At 67.4% G+C, this 19,335-nt stretch carries 19 protein-coding genes; 15 read left to right on the forward strand and 4 right to left on the reverse strand.

What is annotated here, in order from left to right; translation table 11 throughout:
- Positions 1-158: 158 nt before the first annotated feature.
- From rplU to proB, 4 genes are all read left to right on the forward strand, one after another.
- Positions 159-470, forward strand: a complete 312-nt coding sequence (gene rplU, locus NWF22_RS20385; RefSeq protein ID WP_160902660.1) for a 50S ribosomal protein L21 — start codon at positions 159-161, stop codon at positions 468-470.
- A 36-nt stretch (positions 471-506) separates the two neighbouring features.
- Positions 507-770, forward strand: a complete 264-nt coding sequence (rpmA, locus tag NWF22_RS20390) for a 50S ribosomal protein L27 (protein ID WP_160902659.1) — start codon at positions 507-509, stop codon at positions 768-770.
- 105 nt (positions 771-875) lie between these two features.
- Positions 876-2,348: a GTPase ObgE gene (gene obgE / locus NWF22_RS20395; protein ID WP_160902658.1), complete on the forward strand. Its 1,473-nt coding sequence runs from the start codon at positions 876-878 to the stop codon at positions 2,346-2,348.
- Positions 2,345-3,460, forward strand: a complete 1,116-nt coding sequence (gene proB, locus NWF22_RS20400) for a glutamate 5-kinase (protein WP_160902657.1) — start codon at positions 2,345-2,347, stop codon at positions 3,458-3,460. The genes obgE and proB overlap by 4 nt, the downstream gene beginning before the upstream one ends.
- 29 nt (positions 3,461-3,489) lie before the next feature.
- Here the strand turns inward: proB and NWF22_RS20405 are convergent, their stop codons facing one another.
- The 4 genes from NWF22_RS20405 to ectA form a co-directional block, all read right to left on the reverse strand.
- A complete protein-coding gene (locus NWF22_RS20405; RefSeq protein WP_160902656.1) occupies positions 3,490-4,365 on the reverse strand; it encodes a Sir2 family NAD-dependent protein deacetylase in 876 nt (291 codons plus the stop codon).
- Between the two features lie 89 nt (positions 4,366-4,454).
- Positions 4,455-4,892 carry an ectoine synthase gene (locus tag NWF22_RS20410; RefSeq protein ID WP_160902655.1) on the reverse strand — a complete coding sequence of 146 codons (438 nt, stop codon included), beginning with the start codon at positions 4,890-4,892 and terminating at the stop codon, positions 4,455-4,457.
- Positions 4,889-6,160, reverse strand: coding sequence for a diaminobutyrate--2-oxoglutarate transaminase (gene ectB / locus NWF22_RS20415; RefSeq protein WP_160902654.1), 1,272 nt, complete (start codon positions 6,158-6,160; stop codon positions 4,889-4,891). Before ectB ends, NWF22_RS20410 begins: the two co-directional genes overlap by 4 nt.
- Positions 6,161-6,321: 161 nt before the next feature.
- Positions 6,322-6,849: a diaminobutyrate acetyltransferase gene (gene ectA / locus NWF22_RS20420; RefSeq protein ID WP_160902653.1), complete on the reverse strand. Its 528-nt coding sequence runs from the start codon at positions 6,847-6,849 to the stop codon at positions 6,322-6,324.
- A gap of 188 nt (positions 6,850-7,037) precedes the next feature.
- On the opposite strand from ectA, the gene rsmD reads away from it, so the two are divergent.
- The 11 genes from rsmD to NWF22_RS20475 all read left to right on the forward strand — a co-directional run bounded on the left by rsmD (position 7,038) and on the right by NWF22_RS20475 (position 19,313).
- On the forward strand, positions 7,038-7,652 hold the full coding sequence (gene rsmD, locus NWF22_RS20425; protein WP_160902652.1) for a 16S rRNA (guanine(966)-N(2))-methyltransferase RsmD: 615 nt from the start codon (positions 7,038-7,040) through the stop codon (positions 7,650-7,652).
- Between the two features lie 77 nt (positions 7,653-7,729).
- Entirely contained in the window at positions 7,730-8,218 is a 489-nt protein-coding gene (gene coaD / locus NWF22_RS20430; RefSeq protein WP_160902651.1) for a pantetheine-phosphate adenylyltransferase, read from the forward strand.
- 116 nt (positions 8,219-8,334) lie between these two features.
- The gene (locus tag NWF22_RS20435) at positions 8,335-9,159 is read left to right on the forward strand and encodes a DivIVA domain-containing protein (RefSeq protein ID WP_160902650.1); all 825 of its coding nucleotides are present in this window, start codon (positions 8,335-8,337) and stop codon (positions 9,157-9,159) included.
- Positions 9,160-9,225: 66 nt separating this feature from the next.
- Entirely contained in the window at positions 9,226-9,834 is a 609-nt protein-coding gene (locus tag NWF22_RS20440) for a YceD family protein (RefSeq protein WP_202398723.1), read from the forward strand.
- Between the two features lie 25 nt (positions 9,835-9,859).
- Positions 9,860-10,603: a ribonuclease III gene (gene rnc / locus NWF22_RS20445; protein ID WP_160902833.1), complete on the forward strand. Its 744-nt coding sequence runs from the start codon at positions 9,860-9,862 to the stop codon at positions 10,601-10,603.
- A 12-nt stretch (positions 10,604-10,615) separates the two neighbouring features.
- Positions 10,616-11,482: a bifunctional DNA-formamidopyrimidine glycosylase/DNA-(apurinic or apyrimidinic site) lyase gene (gene mutM / locus NWF22_RS20450; RefSeq protein WP_160902648.1), complete on the forward strand. Its 867-nt coding sequence runs from the start codon at positions 10,616-10,618 to the stop codon at positions 11,480-11,482.
- Positions 11,483-11,643: 161 nt separating this feature from the next.
- Positions 11,644-12,102, forward strand: a complete 459-nt coding sequence (locus tag NWF22_RS20455; protein ID WP_160902647.1) for an OsmC family protein — start codon at positions 11,644-11,646, stop codon at positions 12,100-12,102.
- A 5-nt stretch (positions 12,103-12,107) separates the two neighbouring features.
- Positions 12,108-12,392, forward strand: a complete 285-nt coding sequence (locus NWF22_RS20460) for an acylphosphatase (RefSeq protein ID WP_160902646.1) — start codon at positions 12,108-12,110, stop codon at positions 12,390-12,392.
- Positions 12,393-12,467: 75 nt separating this feature from the next.
- A complete protein-coding gene (gene smc / locus NWF22_RS20465) occupies positions 12,468-16,073 on the forward strand; it encodes a chromosome segregation protein SMC (protein WP_160902645.1) in 3,606 nt (1,201 codons plus the stop codon).
- Positions 16,074-16,136: 63 nt separating this feature from the next.
- The gene (gene ftsY, locus NWF22_RS20470; RefSeq protein ID WP_160902644.1) at positions 16,137-17,747 is read left to right on the forward strand and encodes a signal recognition particle-docking protein FtsY; all 1,611 of its coding nucleotides are present in this window, start codon (positions 16,137-16,139) and stop codon (positions 17,745-17,747) included.
- A 219-nt stretch (positions 17,748-17,966) separates the two neighbouring features.
- A complete protein-coding gene (locus tag NWF22_RS20475; RefSeq protein ID WP_160902643.1) occupies positions 17,967-19,313 on the forward strand; it encodes an ammonium transporter in 1,347 nt (448 codons plus the stop codon).
- Positions 19,314-19,335: the final 22 nt, after the last annotated feature.

Raw genomic sequence — 19,335 nt, forward strand, 5'->3', positions numbered from 1 at the left:
CGCGGAACCGCCGACAGGCCCTCTGGAGTGATCCACAGTGACCCCGGTTCCGTCCGTGGGTTCACCCGCGGATCGCACCAGGATGACGCACCACCCACCCACCCGGTGCGCGAACCAGCGCCCAGGGTCCGACAGACGAGTTAAAGAGGACAGCTTCGATGGCAACGTACGCGATCGTCAAGACCGGCGGTAAGCAGTACAAGGTCGCAGAGGGCGACATTGTCAAGGTCGAGAAGATCGACAGCGCGCCGGGTAGCAGCGTGAGCCTGCCGGTGGCGCTGGTCGTCGACGGCTCGACCCTCACCACCGATGCGGACAAGCTGGCGAAGATCTCGGTGACCGGTGAGGTCGTCGAGCACGTCAAGGGTCCCAAGATCCGCATCCACAAGTTCAAGAACAAGACCGGCTACCACAAGCGCCAGGGTCACCGTCAGAACCTGACGGTCCTCAAGGTCACCGGTATCAAGTAACTCGATTCCCGCACCTACCTCAGGAGGACTGCAGAGATGGCACACAAGAAGGGCGCGTCCAGCTCGCGCAACGGTCGTGATTCCAACGCCAAGCGCCTCGGCGTGAAGCGTTTCGGTGGTCAGCAGGTCAGCGCCGGCGAGATCCTGGTCCGCCAGCGCGGCACCAAGTTCCACCCCGGCGTCAACGTCGGTCGCGGTGGCGACGACACCCTGTTCGCCCTCGAGTCGGGCGCCGTGGAGTTCGGCACCAAGCGCGGCCGCAAGACCGTGAACATCGTGCCGGAGACCGCTTCGGTCTGACCGGTCGTAGCACAGCTCTACAGCAGGGCGGGCAGGGTCATCGTGTACCCGGCCCGTCCTGTTTCGTTTGCCAGAGCCCATCCCATCTGAGAGAGGATGTATCCGATGTCCCGGTTCGTCGACCGCGTGACGATCCACGTCGCAGCGGGTAACGGCGGTCACGGCTGTTCGTCGGTGCACCGCGAGAAGTTCAAACCGCTCGGCGGCCCCGACGGCGGCAACGGTGGCAATGGCGGCTCGGTGCGCCTGGTGGTGGATCCTCAGGTGCACACGTTGCTCGACTTCCACTTCCGGCCGCATGCCAAGGGCTCCAACGGAAAGCCGGGCATGGGCGACAACCGAGACGGCGCCACCGGCGACGATCTGGTCCTGAAGGTGCCCGACGGTACCGTGGTGCTGGACTCGAACGGCACCATCCTGGCCGACCTGATCGGTGAGGGCACCACGTTCGAGGCCGCCCAGGGCGGCCGCGGCGGACTCGGCAACGCGGCGTTGGCCTCCAAGGCGCGTAAGGCCCCGGGGTTCGCGTTGCTCGGGGAGGAAGGTCAGCATCGTGACCTCGTCCTCGAACTGAAATCCGTCGCCGACGTCGGCCTGGTGGGCTTTCCCTCTGCCGGCAAATCGTCACTGGTGTCGGTGTTGTCGGCAGCCAAGCCGAAGATCGCCGACTACCCGTTCACCACCCTGGCACCGAACCTCGGCGTCGTGCAGGTGGCCGGTGACGTGTTCACCGTCGCCGACGTCCCGGGCCTGATCCCCGGTGCCTCCACCGGCCGTGGCCTGGGCCTGGAGTTTCTCCGTCACCTCGAGCGGTGTGCGGTGCTGGCCCATGTGGTGGACTGCGCCACCCTCGAGCCCGGTCGCGACCCCGTCTCCGACATCGATGCGCTGGAGGCCGAACTCGCGGCCTACCGTCCCGCGCTCGACGCCGACCACGGACTGGGGGACCTGGCCACCCGGCCGCGGGTGATCATCCTCAACAAGATCGACATCCCCGACGCCGCCGATCTGGCCGATCTCGTCGAACCCGAACTGGCCAAGCGCGGCTGGCCGATCTTCCGCATCTCGGCGGTCAGCCACGACGGTCTCCGAGAACTGACCTTCGCGCTGGCACGGCTGGTCGCGGAGTACCGGGCGAGCCAGCCCACCCCGAAGCCGCGCCGACAGATCATCCGCCCCAAGGCGGTCGACGAGGCCGAGTTCAGTGTCGTCGCCGACCCCGACGTCGACGGCGGCTTCATCGTGCGTGGCACGCGCCCCGAGCGGTGGATCGCCCAGACCCAGTTCGACAACGACGAAGCGGTGGGCTACCTGGCCGACCGCCTCAACCGACTCGGCGTCGAAGACGAGCTGGTGCGCCTCGGCGCACAGCCCGGTGCACCGGTGACCATCGGCGACATGACATTCGACTGGGAGCCGACCACCCCGATGGGCGACGAGGTCCCCATCACCGGGCGTGGCACCGACATCCGGCTCGACCGCAACGAACGGGTCGGGGCCGCGGAACGCAAGCAGGCGCGACGGCTTCGTCGTGGCCTGCCCGACGGTGACGAGGATGTCGAACGGGACACCCCGTGAGCGACGTCCGCGAACACATCGCCCGTGCGCGCAGCATTGTGGTGAAGATCGGGTCGTCGGCGCTCACCGACCTGCATGACGGGCTCGATCGCACTCGCCTCGACCGTCTCGCCGACGCCCTGGAGGCGCGCATGCGCGCCGGCTCGGATGTGATCGTGGTGTCCTCGGGTGCCATCGGCGCCGGTATCGCGCCGCTCGGGCTCAAGCGGCGGCCCACCGACCTCGCCACCAAACAGGCCGCCGCCAGCGTGGGACAGCTGGCGCTGGCCCACGCCTGGGGTACGTCGTTTCATCGGTACGGGCGCACCGTCGGCCAGGTGCTGCTGACCGCCGATGACGTCTCCAACCGCTCGCATCACGCCAACGCCCAGCGCACGCTGGACCGGTTGCGTTCGCTCGGTGCGGTGGCCGTGGTCAACGAGAACGACACCGTCGCGACCACGGAGATCCGGTTCGGCGACAACGATCGCCTCGCCGCGCTGGTCGCGCATCTGGCGGGTGCCGACGCGTTGGTGCTGCTATCCGACGTCGACGGACTCTACGACGGCGATCCCCGTAAGGTCGGTGCCGACGGCAGCCGCGCCCGGCTGATCGCCGAGGTCAACGGGCCAGAAGATCTGGACGGCGTCATCGCCGGATCCGGCGGTGCGCTGGGCACCGGCGGCATGGCATCCAAGCTCGCGGCCGCCCGGCTGTCGGCCGACGCCGGGGTGCCCGTGCTGTTGGCCGCCGCGGATCAAGCCGCGCAGGCGCTGGCCGATGCATCGGTGGGCACCGTGTTCGCGGCGCGTGACGAGCGGCTGTCGGCACGGCGATTCTGGGTGCGCCACGCGGCCGACGCACGGGGGCAACTCGTTCTGGACGACGGCGCCATCGCCGCCGTCGCACGTCGCCGACGGTCGCTGCTGGCGGCCGGCGTCGTGGGTGTCAACGGTCGCTTCTCCGACGGCGACGTGGTCGAGTTGGTCGATACCAGCGGTGCCGTGTGCGCTCGCGGCGTCACCGCCTATGCCTCCGACGACGTGGCACTGATGGTCGGCCGTTCCACCGGCGACCTACCGGCGGAACTACGCCGGCCGGTTGTGCACGCGGACGATCTGGTCGCGCTCTGATCCCAAACGGTGGATGGGTGGCCGCCCGTTCAGGCGGCGAGGGCCGGTAGCACCACCGACGCCAGGTGGTCGATCTTGAGGTCGGCGAGGTCGTCGGCACGCGTCGCACCGCGGTTCACGATGACGAGCCTCTTGCCGGTGCGGTGCGCGTGACGGGCGAAGCGCAGACCACTCATGACGGTCAGCGACGATCCGACGACCAACAGCGCATCAGCATCGTCGAGCATCGAGAATGCTTGCTCGACAGTCGGTTTCGGCACGCTCTCGCCGAAATACACGATGTCGGGTTTCACGATGCCACCGCAGTTCGGGCAGTCGATCATGGTGAAGTCGCTGGTGTCGTCGACGGCGGCGTCGGCGTCCGGGGCCACTTCGATGGCTCCGCGCCCACGCACGCGCTCGCTGAACCGGTCGTTGAGGCCCTCGAGGTGTTCGGCGAGTCGGTGCCGCGAGATCAGCCAGTCGCAGCCGAGGCACCGCACCCGGCCGTAGCAGCCGTGCAGCTCCAGGACCCGTCGGGTGCCCGCCTTCGTGTGCAACATGTCGACGTTCTGGGTGATCACCCCGGTCAACCGCCCCTGCCGCTGCAGATCGGTGAGCGCACGGTGCGCGATATTGGGCTCGGCACCGTCCATATGTCGCCATCCGAGATGATTGCGGGCCCAATAGTGGCGGCGGAATTCGGGGGACGACAAGAACATCTCCAGCGTCATCGGCGTCCGCGTCGGTGCGCCCGGACTGCGGTAGTCGGGGATGCCGGAGTCGGTGGAGATGCCCGCCCCGGTCAGCGCGACGATGCGGCACCCCTCGAGGAGCGCCCGGGCACGTCGGATCTGATCATCGACAGCCTCGTCGAGGGGAGTCGGTTCGGCCGGAGTCCAACCGATCTGCAACCGCGTGCGCACCCTGTCCAGGATAGCGATCCCGCAGATACGACCGGCCCGGCAGAACACGAGGTTCTGCCGGGCCGGTGTTCACCGTCGACGGTGGCCGGTCAGTCGGCGGCCACGGCCTCCGGGGAATGTTTCCCGGTCGTCTCCGGAACGGTGACCAGCGGGTACACACCGTTCTCGTCATGCACCTCGGTGCCGACGACGGGAGGATTGAAGACGCAGAGCATCCGGAGCTGAGTCTCGGCGGTCACCTGGTGACGCTCGTGACCGTTGAGGAGGTACATCGTGCCCGGTGCGAGCGGGTAGGTCTCGCCGGTCTCCTTGTCGAGCAGGGTTCCGGTGCCTTCCACCAGCCACACCGCTTCGATGTGATTGGCGTAATGGAAGTTGTTCACCGAACCGGCGTTGATGGTGGTCTCGTGAAACGAGAATCCGACGCGGTCGCCGCCGAGGATGATGCGCTTGGACACCCAGTTGCCGAGCGGATCCTTGACATCGCGATCGGTACCGGTGATTTCTTCTGTGGTACGGACGATCATCCGATCACCTCCTTGACGGATTCAGCGAGAATATCGAGGCCGCGGTCCAGGTCCTCATTCGAAATGGTCAGCGGCGGAAGCAGTTTGACGACCTCGTCGGACGGACCGGAGGTCTCGACCAGAAGTCCGGCGCCGAAGGCCGACGCACTGACCTTGCCTGCCGCAGCGGCCTCCTCGAAGACCAGACCCTGAGCCATCCCGCGGCCGCGGGTGGAGATACCGCTGAACGTGTCGCACAACTCGCTGAAGCGAGTGTGGATGCGGTCGCCCTTGGCATGCACGTCGCGGGTCAGCGCGTCGTCGCTCCAGTAGTGGTCGATGGTCGTGGCGCCGGTCACGAACGCGGGGTTGTTGCCGCGGAAGGTGCCGTTGTGCTCGCCCGGGCTCCAGACGTCGAGGTCGGACCGGAACAGGGTCAGGGCCAGTGGCAGGCCGTAGCCGCTGATCGACTTTGACAGGGTGACGATGTCGGGCTTGATGCCGGCAGCCTCGAAGGAGAAGAACTCGCCGGTGCGGCCGCAACCCATCTGCACATCGTCGACGATGAGCAGGATGTCGCGCCGCTGGCACAACTCCGAGAGTGCCTGCAGCCATTCCGCGCGGGCGACGTTGATGCCGCCCTCGCCCTGCACGGTCTCGACGATGACGGCGGCCGGGCGATTGAGCCCACTGCCGGAGTCGTCGAGCACGCGCTCGAACCATTGGAAGTCCTCCACGACACCGCCGAAATAATTGTCGAACGGCATCGGGGTCGCGTGCACCAGGGGGATGCCGGCGCCCGCGCGCTTCATCGAATTGCCGGTGACCGAGAGCGATCCCAGGGTCATGCCGTGGAACGCGTTGGTGAAGCTGATGATCGACTCGCGGCCGGTGACCTTGCGGGCCAGCTTGAGCGCGGCCTCGACGGCGTTGGTGCCGGTGGGGCCGGGGAACTGGATCTTGTAGTCGAGGCGTCGCGGCTGCAGGATCTTGCCGTGGAAGGCCTCGATGAACTTGCCCTTGGCAACGGTGGCCATGTCGAGTCCGTGGGTGATTCCGTCATCCGCGATGTAGTCCAGCAGAGCCGACTTCATCACCGGATTGTTGTGGCCGTAGTTCAGCGAGCCGGCGCCGGCGAAGAAGTCGAGGAACTGTCGGCCGGTCTGATCGGTGATGTGCGAACCGCTCGCGCGGGTGAACACCGTAGGCCAGCTACGGCAGTAGCTGCGGACCTCGGACTCGTGCTGGGTGAAAACGGAATCGTCGATTGACTGATCGAGAAGTTGCATGGGTAACTTCCCCCTTTACTTATTGACGATTGAAGTGGTGACCGGTCGCACACGGCGTGCGCCGACATCGACGATGTCGGCGCAACTGCCGGTGAAACGGTCGAGAACTCAGTTGTGTCCAGAGATGTTGTGTCTAGAAATGGTTGTTGTGGATGTGGCGATCAGGGTTCGACGAGCTCGGGCTCGAGGAGATAGAGATCCTCGGGCTCGTGCGCGTCCGGGAACTGATCGGCGGCGAACAGGTCGCGACGCTCGAAGCGCAGTCCGCGCGCGTTCGCGACCGATTCGAACAGTCGCTGCGATGCGACATTGTCCGGACTGATCGTGGTGTGCATCGCCACCACGCCGAGCCGCTGGCAGCGGTCGAACAGGCGATGCAACATGGTGCCGGCGATACCGTGGCCACGGCAGGAGTCGTCGACCGCGACCTGCCACACCATGAGGGTGGACGGGTCGGTCTGGCGTCGATAGCCGGTGACGAATCCGACCGGGCGCCCATCGACTTCGGCGACGATCGAAGTGGTAGCGAAATCATGGCACCACAGGACGTAGGAGTAACTCGAGTTGACGTCGAGAACCTTTGAGTCCGAGGCGATTTCCCACAATCGTTCGCCGTCGTCGGCGGTGGGCTGCCGGTAATCGACAGCAAGGGCAGTGGTTGGGGCCGTACTTGTTTGGACTGGGCTCATGACGTCTTCGACGTTAACAACGTGGTTACCTGAAGTCACCCGTCCGCAAGAATCGGACACCAAATGTCCCCACAATCCCCTGCTCAGCCCCGGTTTGTGAAGTCGGTCACAAACTATTGCACCAGCTCGACTTAAGTGGGACAAGGGGGTCGTTTCCCCGCACCTCGCATGCCGCACAATGGTGGGCGATGACCAGGATAATCGCGGGTGAACTGCGTGGACGCAGACTGACGGTACCCGACAGCGGAACGCGGCCGACGTCGGATCGGGTCCGCGAGGCCATCTTCAGCATCCTCCTGGCCCGGACCGAGCTGGACGGCGCGTCGGTGCTGGACCTCTACGCCGGTTCCGGTGCGCTGGGTCTCGAGGCGCTGTCGAGGGGGGCGGCGCGAGCCGTCTTCGTCGACTCACGCCGCCGGGCCACCACCGTCATCGACGCCAACGTGCGGGCCTGCGATGTCGCATCGCGGGCGACGGTGGTCACCCGGTCGGTCTCGGCCCAGCTCGCTGCGGCCGGCAGCGGTGATGTTGATGTCGCCTTCCTCGATCCGCCCTATGACCTCGACAACGACGCCCTGACCGCCGACCTCGTCGCACTGGGCGCGGACTGGATGGCCGAGGACGGCATCGTGGTCGTCGAACGCGCCATACGCGTGCCCGAGACGCACTGGCCCGATGGGTTCACGGTGCTGGTGCACAAGCGCTATGGCGATACGCGTGTGGAGGTGGCAGCCCTTGACCGACCCGGGCGGCGCGAGCCCGACGAGGGGGACTCCGACGAGGGTGAATTCGACGGGGGCTGACCCCGGCGATGCGACACGGTCGTCACGCGCGCCTTCTCGGGCCGGTCGGGGCGATCGTGCTCGCGTAGATTTCGGGCATGACCTCAGCTGTCTTTCCCGGTTCCTTCGACCCGTTCACCGTCGGTCACCGCTACATTGTCGAGCGTGCCGCCGCCCGCTTCGATTCATTGGTTGTCACCGTGGTGGTCAATCCGAACAAGAGGGGCATGTTCGGCGTCGACGAACGCATCGCCCTGATCCGCGAGGACTGTGCCGACCTGCCCAATGTGCGGGTCGACCGTTGGACTGGTCTGCTCGTCGACTATCTGCGCCACGAGGGGATCGACACGATCGTCAAGGGGCTGCGCTCGGGCACCGACTTCGACTATGAGGTGCCGATGGCGCAGATGAACCGCGAACTCGCCGACGTCGAGTCGATGTTCCTGCTCACCGATCCCCGCTACGCGCACGTTTCGAGCTCGCTGGTCAAGGAAGTGGCCAAACTCGGCGGTGACATCACACCCTTCCTCTCCCCGGCGATCCACGAGCGGCTGCAGGCGCGGTTGGCGGGGGAGCAGCGGATCTGACCTACTGTCCCGCGCGACACACCCCGTCCGCCTCACTAATCACAGGCACACCATTCGGCACAATAGTCACAGTTGTTTCATGCCAACCGAAGGCAACCAGCCGGATTGGGGTAGCTGTGTACCGGGTTTTTGAAGCGCTCGACGAACTCGCCGCGATCGTCGAGGAAGCACGAAGCGTCCCGATGACTGCGGGTTGTGTCGTGCCGCGGGGGGATGTCCTCGAACTCATCGACGACATCAAGGACTCGATTCCGGGTGAACTCGACGACGCCCAGGACGTGCTGGACCAGCGCGACTCGCTGGTCGGCAACGCCCGCGAGCACGCCGAGACGGTGATCGGCAAGGCCGACTCGGAATCGGAGGCGGTGGTCGCGCACGCACGAGCGGAGGCCGATCGCATTCTGTCCGAGGCCAAGGCGCAGGCCGACCGGATGGTTGACGAGGCCGGCGCACACGGCCGTCAGATGGTCGAGGAGGCCACCGCCGACGCGCACCGTCTGTCGACGAGTGCCGCGCGCGAGTTCGAAGCGGTCACCGGTCGCGCCCGGGCGGAGGCCCAGCGCACCATCGACTCCGCGAACAACACCTACGACAAGTCTGTTGCCGACGGCATCGCCGAGCAGCAGCGTCTGGTGTCCGAAGCCGAGGTCGTCGCCGCCGCGAAGTCGGAGGCCGAGCGGATCATCGACGCCGCCCACGCCGAGGCCGATCGGTTGCGCGGAGACTGCGATGTCTACGTGGACGAGAAACTTGCCCAGTTCGAGGAGGTCCTCACCGGCACCTTGCGGTCGGTCAACCGCGGACGTCATCAGCTCCGGACCGGCGCCGGGATGCACGACTACGTCGAGTATCCGCGCAGCGTCGACGAAGCGCCCGCGCCGCGCGGGGCGGCACAGACCCACGACCGCGTCGACAATCAGGGCTCACCGCTGGCCGTCTGAGCCGCGCCGGGACCATTCGAAGACTCTGCAGGTCGGGCGTATCGTGCAACTGTGGCAGATCGAGCAATGAGCCGGAGTGTCGCGTCTGACGGTGCGAAGTCCGGCGGCAAGCAATCCGATCCCTTCGTCCTCGACGTCCGCTCGCTGGGACGTCGCGCGGGGTCGATGTCGGAGGTGCACCGGACCGTCATCGCCCCGGAGCGTCTGGGACTGGACATGGTCGCGATCCCCGCCGACTCCGAGGTCGATCTCGATCTACGACTGGAGGCGGTCACCGAAGGTGTACTGGTCACCGGGACGGTGAGTGGCGAGACCGAAGGGCAGTGTTCACGCTGTCTGGAGCCCATCGACGACACCGTCACGGTGTTCCTCACCGAACTGTTCGCCTATCCCGACAGCGCGACGGAGCAGACGACCGACGCCGATGACGTGCATCGGGTGGTGGACGACCGGTTGGATCTCGAACAGTCCATCATCGACGCGATCGCCCTCGAGTTGCCCATGTCCCCGTTGTGTTCGGAGGATTGTGAGGGCCTGTGCCCGGAATGCGGGGTCCGTCTCGCGGTCGCGGAACCGGGACACGCGCACGAGCAGATCGACCCGCGCTGGGCCGCTCTACGCGACAAGTTCGGTTCGCCCGGCGAGGACTCCCCGAAGGACAAAGGTGGTGACTGACCCCGACGTGGCCGGTGACAACGGCGTGACCGACGAGACGACTGCGCCGGCCCCGGCCGATCCGGCGCAGGAAAGGTTCGCAGACCTCCTGAACGCGCTGGATGCGAAGCTGTCCACCGAGCTGTTGACGCTGGCGCTGACCCACCGCTCCTACGCCTACGAGAACGGTGGGCTGCCCACCAACGAGCGTCTGGAGTTCCTCGGCGACTCGGTGCTCGGAGTCATCATCACCGAGCGGCTCTACCTGCGGTATCCGAATCGTTCCGAAGGTGAGCTGGCCAAGATCCGCGCCAGCGTGGTCAACATGCACGCCCTCGCCGACGTGGCGCGCGGCCTCGGCGAGGGTGGCCTCGGACGCCACCTCTACCTCGGGCGCGGTGAAGAGCTGACCGGCGGCCGCGACAAGGACAGCATCCTCGCCGACGGCCTCGAGTCGGTGTTCGGCGCGTTGTACCTGCAGCACGGCCTCGCGGCCTGCAAGGACATCATCCTCGGATTGTTCGACGAGATCATCGGACGCGCGGGGCATCTCGGCGCGGGTCTGGACTGGAAGACGTCGCTGCAGGAGCTGTCCGCAGAAGGTGGCCATGGGCCGCCGCACTATCAGATCACCTCGACCGGACCCGACCACAACAAAGAGTTCACCGCGGTCGCAGTGGTGGCCGGGGAGAGCCTGGGCGAGGGGAGTGGACGCACCAAGAAGGAGGCCGAGCAGAAGGCCGCCGCCTTGGCCTGGCAGGCGCTCACCGACCGCGCCGCCGCGAACTGACCGGGACCCAGCGTGCCCGAACTGCCAGAGGTGGAGACCGTGCGTCGCGGTCTGGCCGATCATGTCGAAGGCCGTGTCATCACGTCCGTGGAGGTCCTGCACCCGCGGTCGGTGCGGCGGCATCTCGGTGGCGGTGCCGACCTGATCGGGCGGCTGGTTGGCCATCGAGTCGCCGGAGTGCACCGCCGGGGGAAGTATCTGTGGCTCGACGTCGTCAAGTCGGGAGACAGCTTCCCGCTCGTGGTGCACCTGGGCATGAGCGGACAGATGCTCATCGGGGAGGTCGGCGCCGAGGACCACGTGCACCTGCGCATCCGCGCCACCCTGGACGACGGGAACGAACTCAGGTTCGTCGACCAGCGCACTTTCGGTGGCTGGCACGTCGACGAGTACGTCGAGACCCCCGACGAACTCGGCCGGTGGCTCCCGGAATCCATCGCGCACATCGCGCCGGATCCCTTCGACCCGGTCTTCGACCCCCACCGGGTGGCCGCGGTGATCCGATCGCGCCACACCGAGATCAAGCGGGCCCTGCTCGACCAGACGGTGATCTCCGGGGTGGGCAACATCTACGCCGACGAGGCGTTGTGGCGTAGCCGGGTGCACGGAACCCGCCTCACCGACGGACTCAGCCGGGCCAAGGTGATCGACCTGCTCGCGTCGGTCACCGATGTCATGGGGGATGCGCTCGTCGTCGGAGGCACCTCTTTCGACTCGCTGTATGTGAATGTCAACGGGGAATCGGGGTACTTCGAGCGGTCGCTGAACGCCTACGGGCAGGCCGGCGAACCGTGCCGGCGGTGCGGTGCGATCATGCGTCGAGAGCAGTTCATGAACCGAAGCTCGTACTATTGCCCTCGGTGTCAGCGGAAGCGCTGAGTCGGCAGAGTGCCCAGTCGATGAAATTCAGTACCCACTCGACGAAGTTCAGCGCCCACTCGACATCGTCAGCGTGCGGCCGGCTACGGAAGCAATCCGGAGTTCCCGGTGTTGTGGGGACCGAGTCCCGAATCGACGGAGAGAATCGAACGAAAGCGATCATGACCACCGAGCAACAGGTATCCCAGAACGCCGCAGAAGCCGCCCGTTCGCACACCGAGCTCTGGGTGGAACGCACCGGAACGCGCCGCTACACGGGCCGCAGCTCGCGCGGTGCCGAGGTGCTGGTCGGTTCCGAGGATGTCGAGGGCGTCTTCACCCCCGGCGAGCTGCTCAAGATCGCGCTCGCCGCCTGCACCGGCATGTCCTCGGACCGCCCACTGTCCCGGCGCCTCGGCGACGACTACGACGCCACGGTCCGGGTCAGCGGTGCCGCCGACCGGGAGAACGAGGTGTACCCGGTTCTCGACGAGGTGCTCGAGGTCGACCTGTCCGAACTCGACCCCGACGCCGCGCAGCGACTCCTGGTGGTGGTCGAACGCGCCGTCGACGCCGTCTGCACGGTCGGACGCACCATCAAGTCCGGTGCGACGGTCAACCTGAGTATCGAGACGGACTGAGCACGATGACCGACTCCGAGGCGACTCGACTCACCGCACACGTCCACGGACTGGTCCAAGGTGTGGGCTTCCGGTGGTGGACACGGTCGCGCGCGCTGGAACTCGGTCTGGTCGGCTACGCGGCCAACCTCGCTGACGGCCGGGTACTGGTCGTCGCGGAGGGGCCGCGAGCCGACACCGAGGCGTTGCTCGCGGCGCTGCGCTCGGGCGACACACCCGGGTCGGTCGACGTGGTGGTGGAGCGGTTCGACCCGCCACGTGGTGACCTGCAGGGTTTCGTCGAGAAATAGCAGAGCGACAACAGCTCCACACAGGCAGCGCGTGCCGGCGCCACCACCGCGCGATGGTGAGTATTCTGTACCGTCGTGCACCTCAAGAGCCTGACCCTGAAGGGCTTCAAGTCGTTTGCGTCGTCGACGACGCTGCGCTTCGAGCCCGGCATCACCTGTGTGGTGGGCCCCAACGGGTCGGGCAAGTCGAACGTCGTCGACGCCCTGACCTGGGTGATGGGCGAGCAGGGCGCCAAGGCGCTGCGCGGCGGCAAGATGGAAGACGTCATCTTCGCCGGGACCTCCGGGCGTCCGCCGCTGGGCCGGGCCGAGGTGACTCTCACCATCGACAACTCCGACGGTGCGCTGCCCATCGAGTACTCCGAGGTGTCGGTCACCCGCCGCATGTTCCGCGACGGTGCCGGCGAATACGAGATCAACGGCAACTCGTGCCGGCTGATGGATGTCCAGGAACTGCTCAGCGACTCCGGCATCGGCCGGGAGATGCACGTCATCGTCGGGCAGGGCCGGCTCGCGGCGATCCTGGAGGCGAGACCCGAAGAGCGACGCGCTTTCATCGAGGAGGCCGCGGGCGTCCTCAAACACCGCAAGCGCAAAGAAAAGGCGGTCCGCAAACTCGACTCGATGCAGGCCAACCTCGCGCGGCTGACCGACCTCACCGGCGAACTGCGTCGGCAACTCAAGCCGCTGGGCCGACAGGCCGAGGTCGCCCGCAGAGCGCAGACCGTGCAGGCCGACCTGCGTGACGCCCGCCTGCGACTGGCCGCCGACGATCTGGTGACCCGGCGCGCCGAGATGGCCGAACACACCGCGGTCGAGGACGAGGTGCGGGCCCAGCAGGACGAGGTGACCGAACTGCTCGACCGGGCCACCGAGGAACTCGGTGAACACGAGCGTCACCTGGCCGAGGTCGCGCCCGCCGCGACCGCTGCCGGGCAGACCTGGTTTCGGCTGTCGGCGCTGGCCGAGCGGGTGGACGCCACGTCTCGCGTGGCCGCCGAGCGCACCCGCTATCTCAGCGAACCCGTCGCCACCAGCAGCGGCCCCGATCCCGAGGAACTCGACCGACAAGCCGAACAGGCCGCCGCCACCGAGGCCGAACTCGGCGCGACGGTCGCGGCCGCCGCCGAGTATCTGGAGTCGACGCAGGAGGAACTGGCCCGGTACGAAGAGGCCGCCGCGGAGGCCGAGCGCGCCCACATGGCTGCGGTGCGTGCCATCGCCGACCGGCGCGAAGGCCTGGCCCGCCTCGAAGGTCAGGTCGGCAACCTGCGCACCAAATCCGAGTCGGTGGATGCCGAGGCGGCCCGATTGACGGCGGCCATCGCCGCCGCCAACGAACGGGCGGAGGCCGCGCAGGCCCGGCAGGACGCCACCGCCACCGTCCTCGCGGAACACGAGGCGGCCGAGCACGGGCTCGACGAACACCACGAACGGTCGGTCACCGCGCTCAACCAGGCCAACGAACGGGTCGCGTCCCTGCAGGCCGAGCAGCGCGAGACCGAACAACGCATCGCATCCCTCACCGCTCGGATCGAGGCCCTCGAGCTCGGGCTGGAACGCAACGACGGCGGCGCCTGGCTGCTGGAGTACGCACCCGACGGGCTGCTGGCACCGATGTCGGAACTGGTGACCGTGGACGCCGGATTCGAGACGGCCATCGCCGGCGCGCTGGGCAACGCGGTCGACGCCATCGCGACGGTGGACGCGCTCGCCGCCGTCCGAGCCCTCGAGGCCCTGAAATCCGGCGATGGCGGCCGGGCCTCGTTGATCCTGGGTGGTCTACCGGCCGTCGGACCGTCCTCCGACATCGACCTGCCCGTCGGCGCACGCTGGGCAGCCTCGGTGGTGACGTGTCCGGAGTCCATCCGCGGCGCAGTGGACCTCGTTCTGGGTGACACGGTCGTGGTCGAGAACGCCGAACAAGGTCTGGACATCGCTGAGCGCCACCGGCTGCGGACGGTGACCCGGGACGGCGACCGGGTCGGCCCGGGCTCGGTCGAGGGCGGGTCGTCGCACCGCCCGTCGACGCTGGAGGTCCAGTCGTCCATCGACGCCGCGGCCGAGCAGCTCGTGGGGGCCCGCCGCCGGCACGAGGAGATCGAGGCGGCGCTCGACGGTGCGCTCGCCGAACAGCTCACCCGCCGCGAATCCGCCGAAGAAGCGCTGGCCGCACTGCATGAGTCCGACGCGAACGTCGGCGGGACCTACGAGGAGATGGCGCGGCTCGGCCACGAGATCCGGGCCGCGCACGCGGAGGCCGATCGCCTGACGCGTCAGCGCGCGTACGCCGAACAGGGCCGGGCCGAGATGGTGGAGAACCTGCGGGAGCTCGAGGAGCGCCTGCGGTACGCCCAGGACGAATCGGAGACCGCGCCGGCGCAGGTCGGTGACGAGGAGCCGCGGGCGGCGGCGGCCGAGGCCGTGGCGACCGCGCGGGCCGCCGAGATGGAATCGCGGCTGCAGCTGCGCACCGCCGAGGAACGGTTGGCCTCGGTGCGCGGACGTGCCGATTCCCTGCGTCGTGCGGCCGTCCGCGAACGCGAGGCGCGGGTGCGCGCCGAGCGTCAGGACCGGGCCCGCCGTCAGGCCGCCGCCGTGGCCGAGGCCGTCGCGGCGTCCGCGCGCGACGTCTCGGAACGTCTCCAGGTGTCGGTGGCGGCTGCGCAGGCCGGCCGGGACGAACTCGAACAGATGCGGATCGAGCGAACCACCGCCGTGGACGAGCTGAAACGTCGGGTCAACGAGCTCACCGCGCAGCTGAGCAGCCTCAAGGACGCCGTTCACCGTGACGAGGTGGCACGCGCGCAGGCGGCGCTGCGCATCGAACAACTCGAAGAGCAGATCCTGGAGACGTTCGCTATTGCACCTGACGACCTGATCGCCGAGTACGGTCCCGACGTCCCGATGCCTCCGTCCGCGCTCGAGATGCAGGAGTACGAACAGGCGAGAGAACGCGGCGAATCGGTGGTGGCACCGGCGCCGATGCCGTTCGACCGCAAGGCGCAGGAGGCGCGTGCGAAGAAGGCCCAGAAGGACCTGAACACGCTGGGCAAGGTGAATCCGCTCGCACTCGAGGAGTTCGCGGCACTCGAGGAGCGCTACAACTTCCTGTCGGCTCAACTCGAGGACGTCAAAGCTGCCCGGCGTGATCTGCTCGCGGTCGTGGAGGAAGTCGATGCTCGCATCCTGCAGGTGTTCACCGAGGCCTACGCCGACGTCGAACGTGAGTTCAGCGAGGTGTTCCGTACCCTGTTCCCCGGCGGTGAGGGCCGCCTCGTCCTCACCGAGCCGGGCGACATGCTGACGACGGGTATCGAAGTGGAAGCGCGGCCACCGGGCAAGAAGGTGAAACGGCTGTCGTTGCTGTCCGGCGGTGAGAAGTCGCTGACCGCCGTCGCGATGCTGGTGGCGATCTTCCGGGCGCGGCCGTCGCCCTTCTATGTGATGGACGAGGTGGAGGCGGCTCTCGACGACACCAATCTGCGTCGCCTCATCTCGCTGTTCGAGCAACTGCGCGAACGGTCGCAGCTGATCGTCATCACCCATCAGAAACCGACCATGGAGGTCGCCGACGCGCTGTACGGCGTGAGTATGCGCGGCGACGGCATCACCGCGGTGATCTCGCAGCGTCTGCGCGGGGTCGACGTCCCGGTGAGCCGGCAGACCCAGGAGCCATGAGCATCACGTGAGCTGCACCGTCAGCGTTCACCCGACCGACAACCAACGGAAAGCGAATCGCCAGTGAACACCCCCATCATCATCGGCATCGTCATCGCCGTCCTCGTGCTCATCGCGCTGGTCGCGGGCGGGGTGGCGTTGTCGCGGCGCCGACGGATCTCGCTGTCGGACGACTCCGGAGCGCAGGGAGCGGTCGACGGCACCACCCGTCAGGTCGACAAGTCCGGTGGATACAAGGCCGGTTCCGGGTTCAGTTTCAGCCAGGGCGGTGGGGTCGGGCTCGCCGAGCCACCCGAGCCGACGGCACCCACCGAACCGGCCACGCCCGCGGCACCCGTACCACCGACCGAGCGGACCGAGGTCGATGGACAGCCCGGCGTCGGCGACGACGCGTCGGTGCCCCGCGACTCGGCACAACGCGGCATCCAGGACGTCGCACTGCCCGCCGACGAGGACACGGCAGTTGTTGACGACCCCGCTGCAGTTGATGACACGGCGGTTGCGGATGACACGGCAGTTGTGGATGACACGGCTGTCGAGACGCCCGAGGCTGCCCAAGCCCCGGCGGCGACACCCCGGACGCCCGACACCGTCGAGGTTCCCGAATCGCCGGCCGAGCTCTTCGAGGCGCCCGCGCCCGATGCCGACACCCTGCCCGACACCATCCCGGCCGAGGCCGAACCCGAGACCGAGACCGAATCCGCACCCGCAGCCGAACCGGATGTGGCGCCGACCCCGGCGACGACGGAGGAGATCGCGCCGACCGCCGGGCGTCTCAACCGACTGCGCGGCCGACTGTCGCGGTCGCAGGGTGCGATCGGCAAGAGCATGCTCGGACTCCTCGGCGCCGGCGACCTCGACGAGGACAGCTGGGAGGAGATCGAGGACACGCTGCTGATGGCCGACCTCGGCACCACGGCCACGATGGCCGTCGTCGAACGCCTGCGCACCGAACTCGCCGCCAACAACGTGCGCACCGCCGACGAGGCGCGCGCGACCCTGCGCCGCGTGCTCGTCGATCAACTCTGGCCCGAGCTGGACCGATCGGTCCGGGCACTGCCGCATGCCGGCGGACCGGCCGTCATCCTCGTCGTGGGTGTCAACGGCACCGGTAAGACCACCACCACCGGCAAGCTCGCGCGCGTGCTGGTGGCCGACGGGCGCCGCGTGTTGCTCGGTGCCGCCGACACCTTCCGCGCCGCCGCCGCCGACCAGCTGCAGACCTGGGGTGAACGGGTCGGCGCCGATGTGGTGCGTGGCAAGGAACAGGCCGACCCCGCGTCGGTGGCCTTCGACGCGGTCGCCAAGGGTATCGACACCGGCGTCGACGTGGTCATGATCGACACTGCCGGTCGCCTGCACACCAAGACGGGGCTGATGGACGAACTCGGCAAGGTCAAGCGTGTCGTGGAGAAGAAGGCGCCCGTCGACGAGGTGCTGCTGGTACTCGACGCGACCGTCGGGCAGAACGGACTCACCCAGGCGCGGGTGTTCGCCGAGGTGGTCGACATCTCCGGTGTGGTGCTCACCAAGCTCGACGGGACAGCAAAGGGTGGCATCGTCTTCCATGTGCAAGAGGAACTCGGCGTGCCGGTGAAGCTGGTCGGCCTGGGGGAGGGCGCCGACGACCTGGCGCCGTTTGAACCGGAGGCCTTCGTCGACGCTTTGCTGTAGTCACAATCCTGATCCGACAACGCGAAAGTGTTGTCGGACATCCTTCGACAAGGCTGAGAAGCAGCTGAGCCACGAACAGGGCTGTTACACGCAGGAAATATAAAAGGGTCACGGGTTCACACGCCCGAAACCTCAGGGCACCACGGCGGAAACCGTGTGCCGACAGAGTCTCTGTGCAGGCGTCGAGCCGTCGGCGCACTCTGAGGGAGGTTTCACAAAGTGGTTTTGGCACTGCCAGAAGAGGTTTTTGGCGAAGTCAACCCCGGTGATACGGCGTGGATGCTCGCCGCAGCGGGTTTGGTGTTGCTGATGACGCCCGGACTCGCCTTTTTCTACGGGGGGCTGGCTCGGGGCAAATCTGTCCTGAACATGATGATGATGTCGTTCGGCTCGCTGGCCACGGTCAGTGTGGTCTATGTGCTGTGGGGATTCTCGATGTCGTTCTCCGACGGCATCACCGGCAACAGCGACATCGCCGGTATCTTCGCCAACCCGTTCGCGTTGTTCGGCTCCGACCAGCTGACGGCCACCGCGGGTACTGAAGATGCGACGACCTACGTGACTGCCGGAATGTCCATCCCGGCAATCGTGTTCCTCGGCTTCCAGCTGACCTTCGCGGTCATCACCGTCGCCCTGATCAGCGGCGCGCTGGCCGAACGCGTGAAGTTCTCGACCTGGCTGATCTTCACCGTGCTGTGGTCGACCATCGTCTACTTCCCGCTGTCGCACATGGTGTGGGGCGGTCTCGTCGGTGGCGGCGGCATCATGGGTGGCGGCGAAGACGGCTTCGCGGCATGGATGTTCGGCAGCACTGACGGTGAGGCCGACGTCGCGCCGATCGACTTCGCCGGTGGCACCGTGGTGCACATCAACGCCGGTATGGCTGCGCTCGTGCTCGCGCTGATCATCGGTGCTCGTTCCGGCTTTGGTCGTACCGCCTACCGTCCGCACAACATCCCGTTCGTGATGCTCGGTGCAGCCCTGCTGTGGTTCGGGTGGTTCGGCTTCAACGCGGGCTCCGAGCTCGCGGCCGACATGACCGCCGGTCTGGTGTGGGTGAACACCACCGCCGCGACCGCGGCCGCGATCATCGGCTGGCTCGCCGTGGAAATCATCCGCGACAAGCACGCCACCAGCGTGGGTGCCGCGTCGGGTATCGTCGCCGGCCTCGTCGCGATCACCCCGGCCTGTGGTTCGCTGACCCCGGTCGGCTCGCTGATCCTCGGCGTCATCGCCGGCGCGCTGGCCGCCCTCGCGATCGGTCTGAAGAACAAGTTCGGATACGACGACTCGCTCGACGTCGTCGGTGTCCACCTCGTTGCCGGTCTGTGGGGCACCGTCGGTGTCGGACTGCTCGCCAAGGACGTCGGCCTGTTCTGGGGCGGCGACTACAAGCAGGTCGTCGTGCAGATCGTCATCGCCGCATTCGCGCTGGTCTTCACCGGTGTGCTGACCACTCTCATCGCCCTCGCTCTCAAGCCGCTCGGCTGGAAGATCAGCCAGGAGGACGAGCACAACGGCATCGACGAGGCAGAACATGCGGAGACGGCCTATGAACTGGCATGAATCCCTGCACGTTCGCAACTAC

This window comes from Gordonia mangrovi, from assembly GCF_024734075.1.
GTDB classification, from domain to species: Bacteria; Actinomycetota; Actinomycetes; order Mycobacteriales; family Mycobacteriaceae; genus Gordonia; species Gordonia mangrovi.

Bases quoted from the DNA above. Each gene is read 5' to 3' on its own strand.
- rpmA (WP_160902659.1), top strand. From the start codon at position 507: ATGGCACACAAGAAGGGCGCGTCCAGCTCGCGCAACGGTCGTGATTCC.
- obgE (WP_160902658.1), top strand. From the start codon at position 876: ATGTCCCGGTTCGTCGACCGCGTGACGATCCACGTCGCAGCGGGTAAC.
- rplU (WP_160902660.1), top strand. From the start codon at position 159: ATGGCAACGTACGCGATCGTCAAGACCGGCGGTAAGCAGTACAAGGTC.
- coaD (WP_160902651.1), top strand. From the start codon at position 7,730: ATGACCTCAGCTGTCTTTCCCGGTTCCTTCGACCCGTTCACCGTCGGT.
- NWF22_RS20455 (WP_160902647.1), top strand. From the start codon at position 11,644: ATGACCACCGAGCAACAGGTATCCCAGAACGCCGCAGAAGCCGCCCGT.
- rsmD (WP_160902652.1), top strand. From the start codon at position 7,038: ATGACCAGGATAATCGCGGGTGAACTGCGTGGACGCAGACTGACGGTA.
- ectB (WP_160902654.1), bottom strand. From the start codon at position 6,160: ATGCAACTTCTCGATCAGTCAATCGACGATTCCGTTTTCACCCAGCAC.
- NWF22_RS20410 (WP_160902655.1), bottom strand. From the start codon at position 4,892: ATGATCGTCCGTACCACAGAAGAAATCACCGGTACCGATCGCGATGTC.
- NWF22_RS20440 (WP_202398723.1), top strand. From the start codon at position 9,226: ATGAGCCGGAGTGTCGCGTCTGACGGTGCGAAGTCCGGCGGCAAGCAA.
- ectA (WP_160902653.1), bottom strand. From the start codon at position 6,849: ATGAGCCCAGTCCAAACAAGTACGGCCCCAACCACTGCCCTTGCTGTC.
- NWF22_RS20460 (WP_160902646.1), top strand. From the start codon at position 12,108: ATGACCGACTCCGAGGCGACTCGACTCACCGCACACGTCCACGGACTG.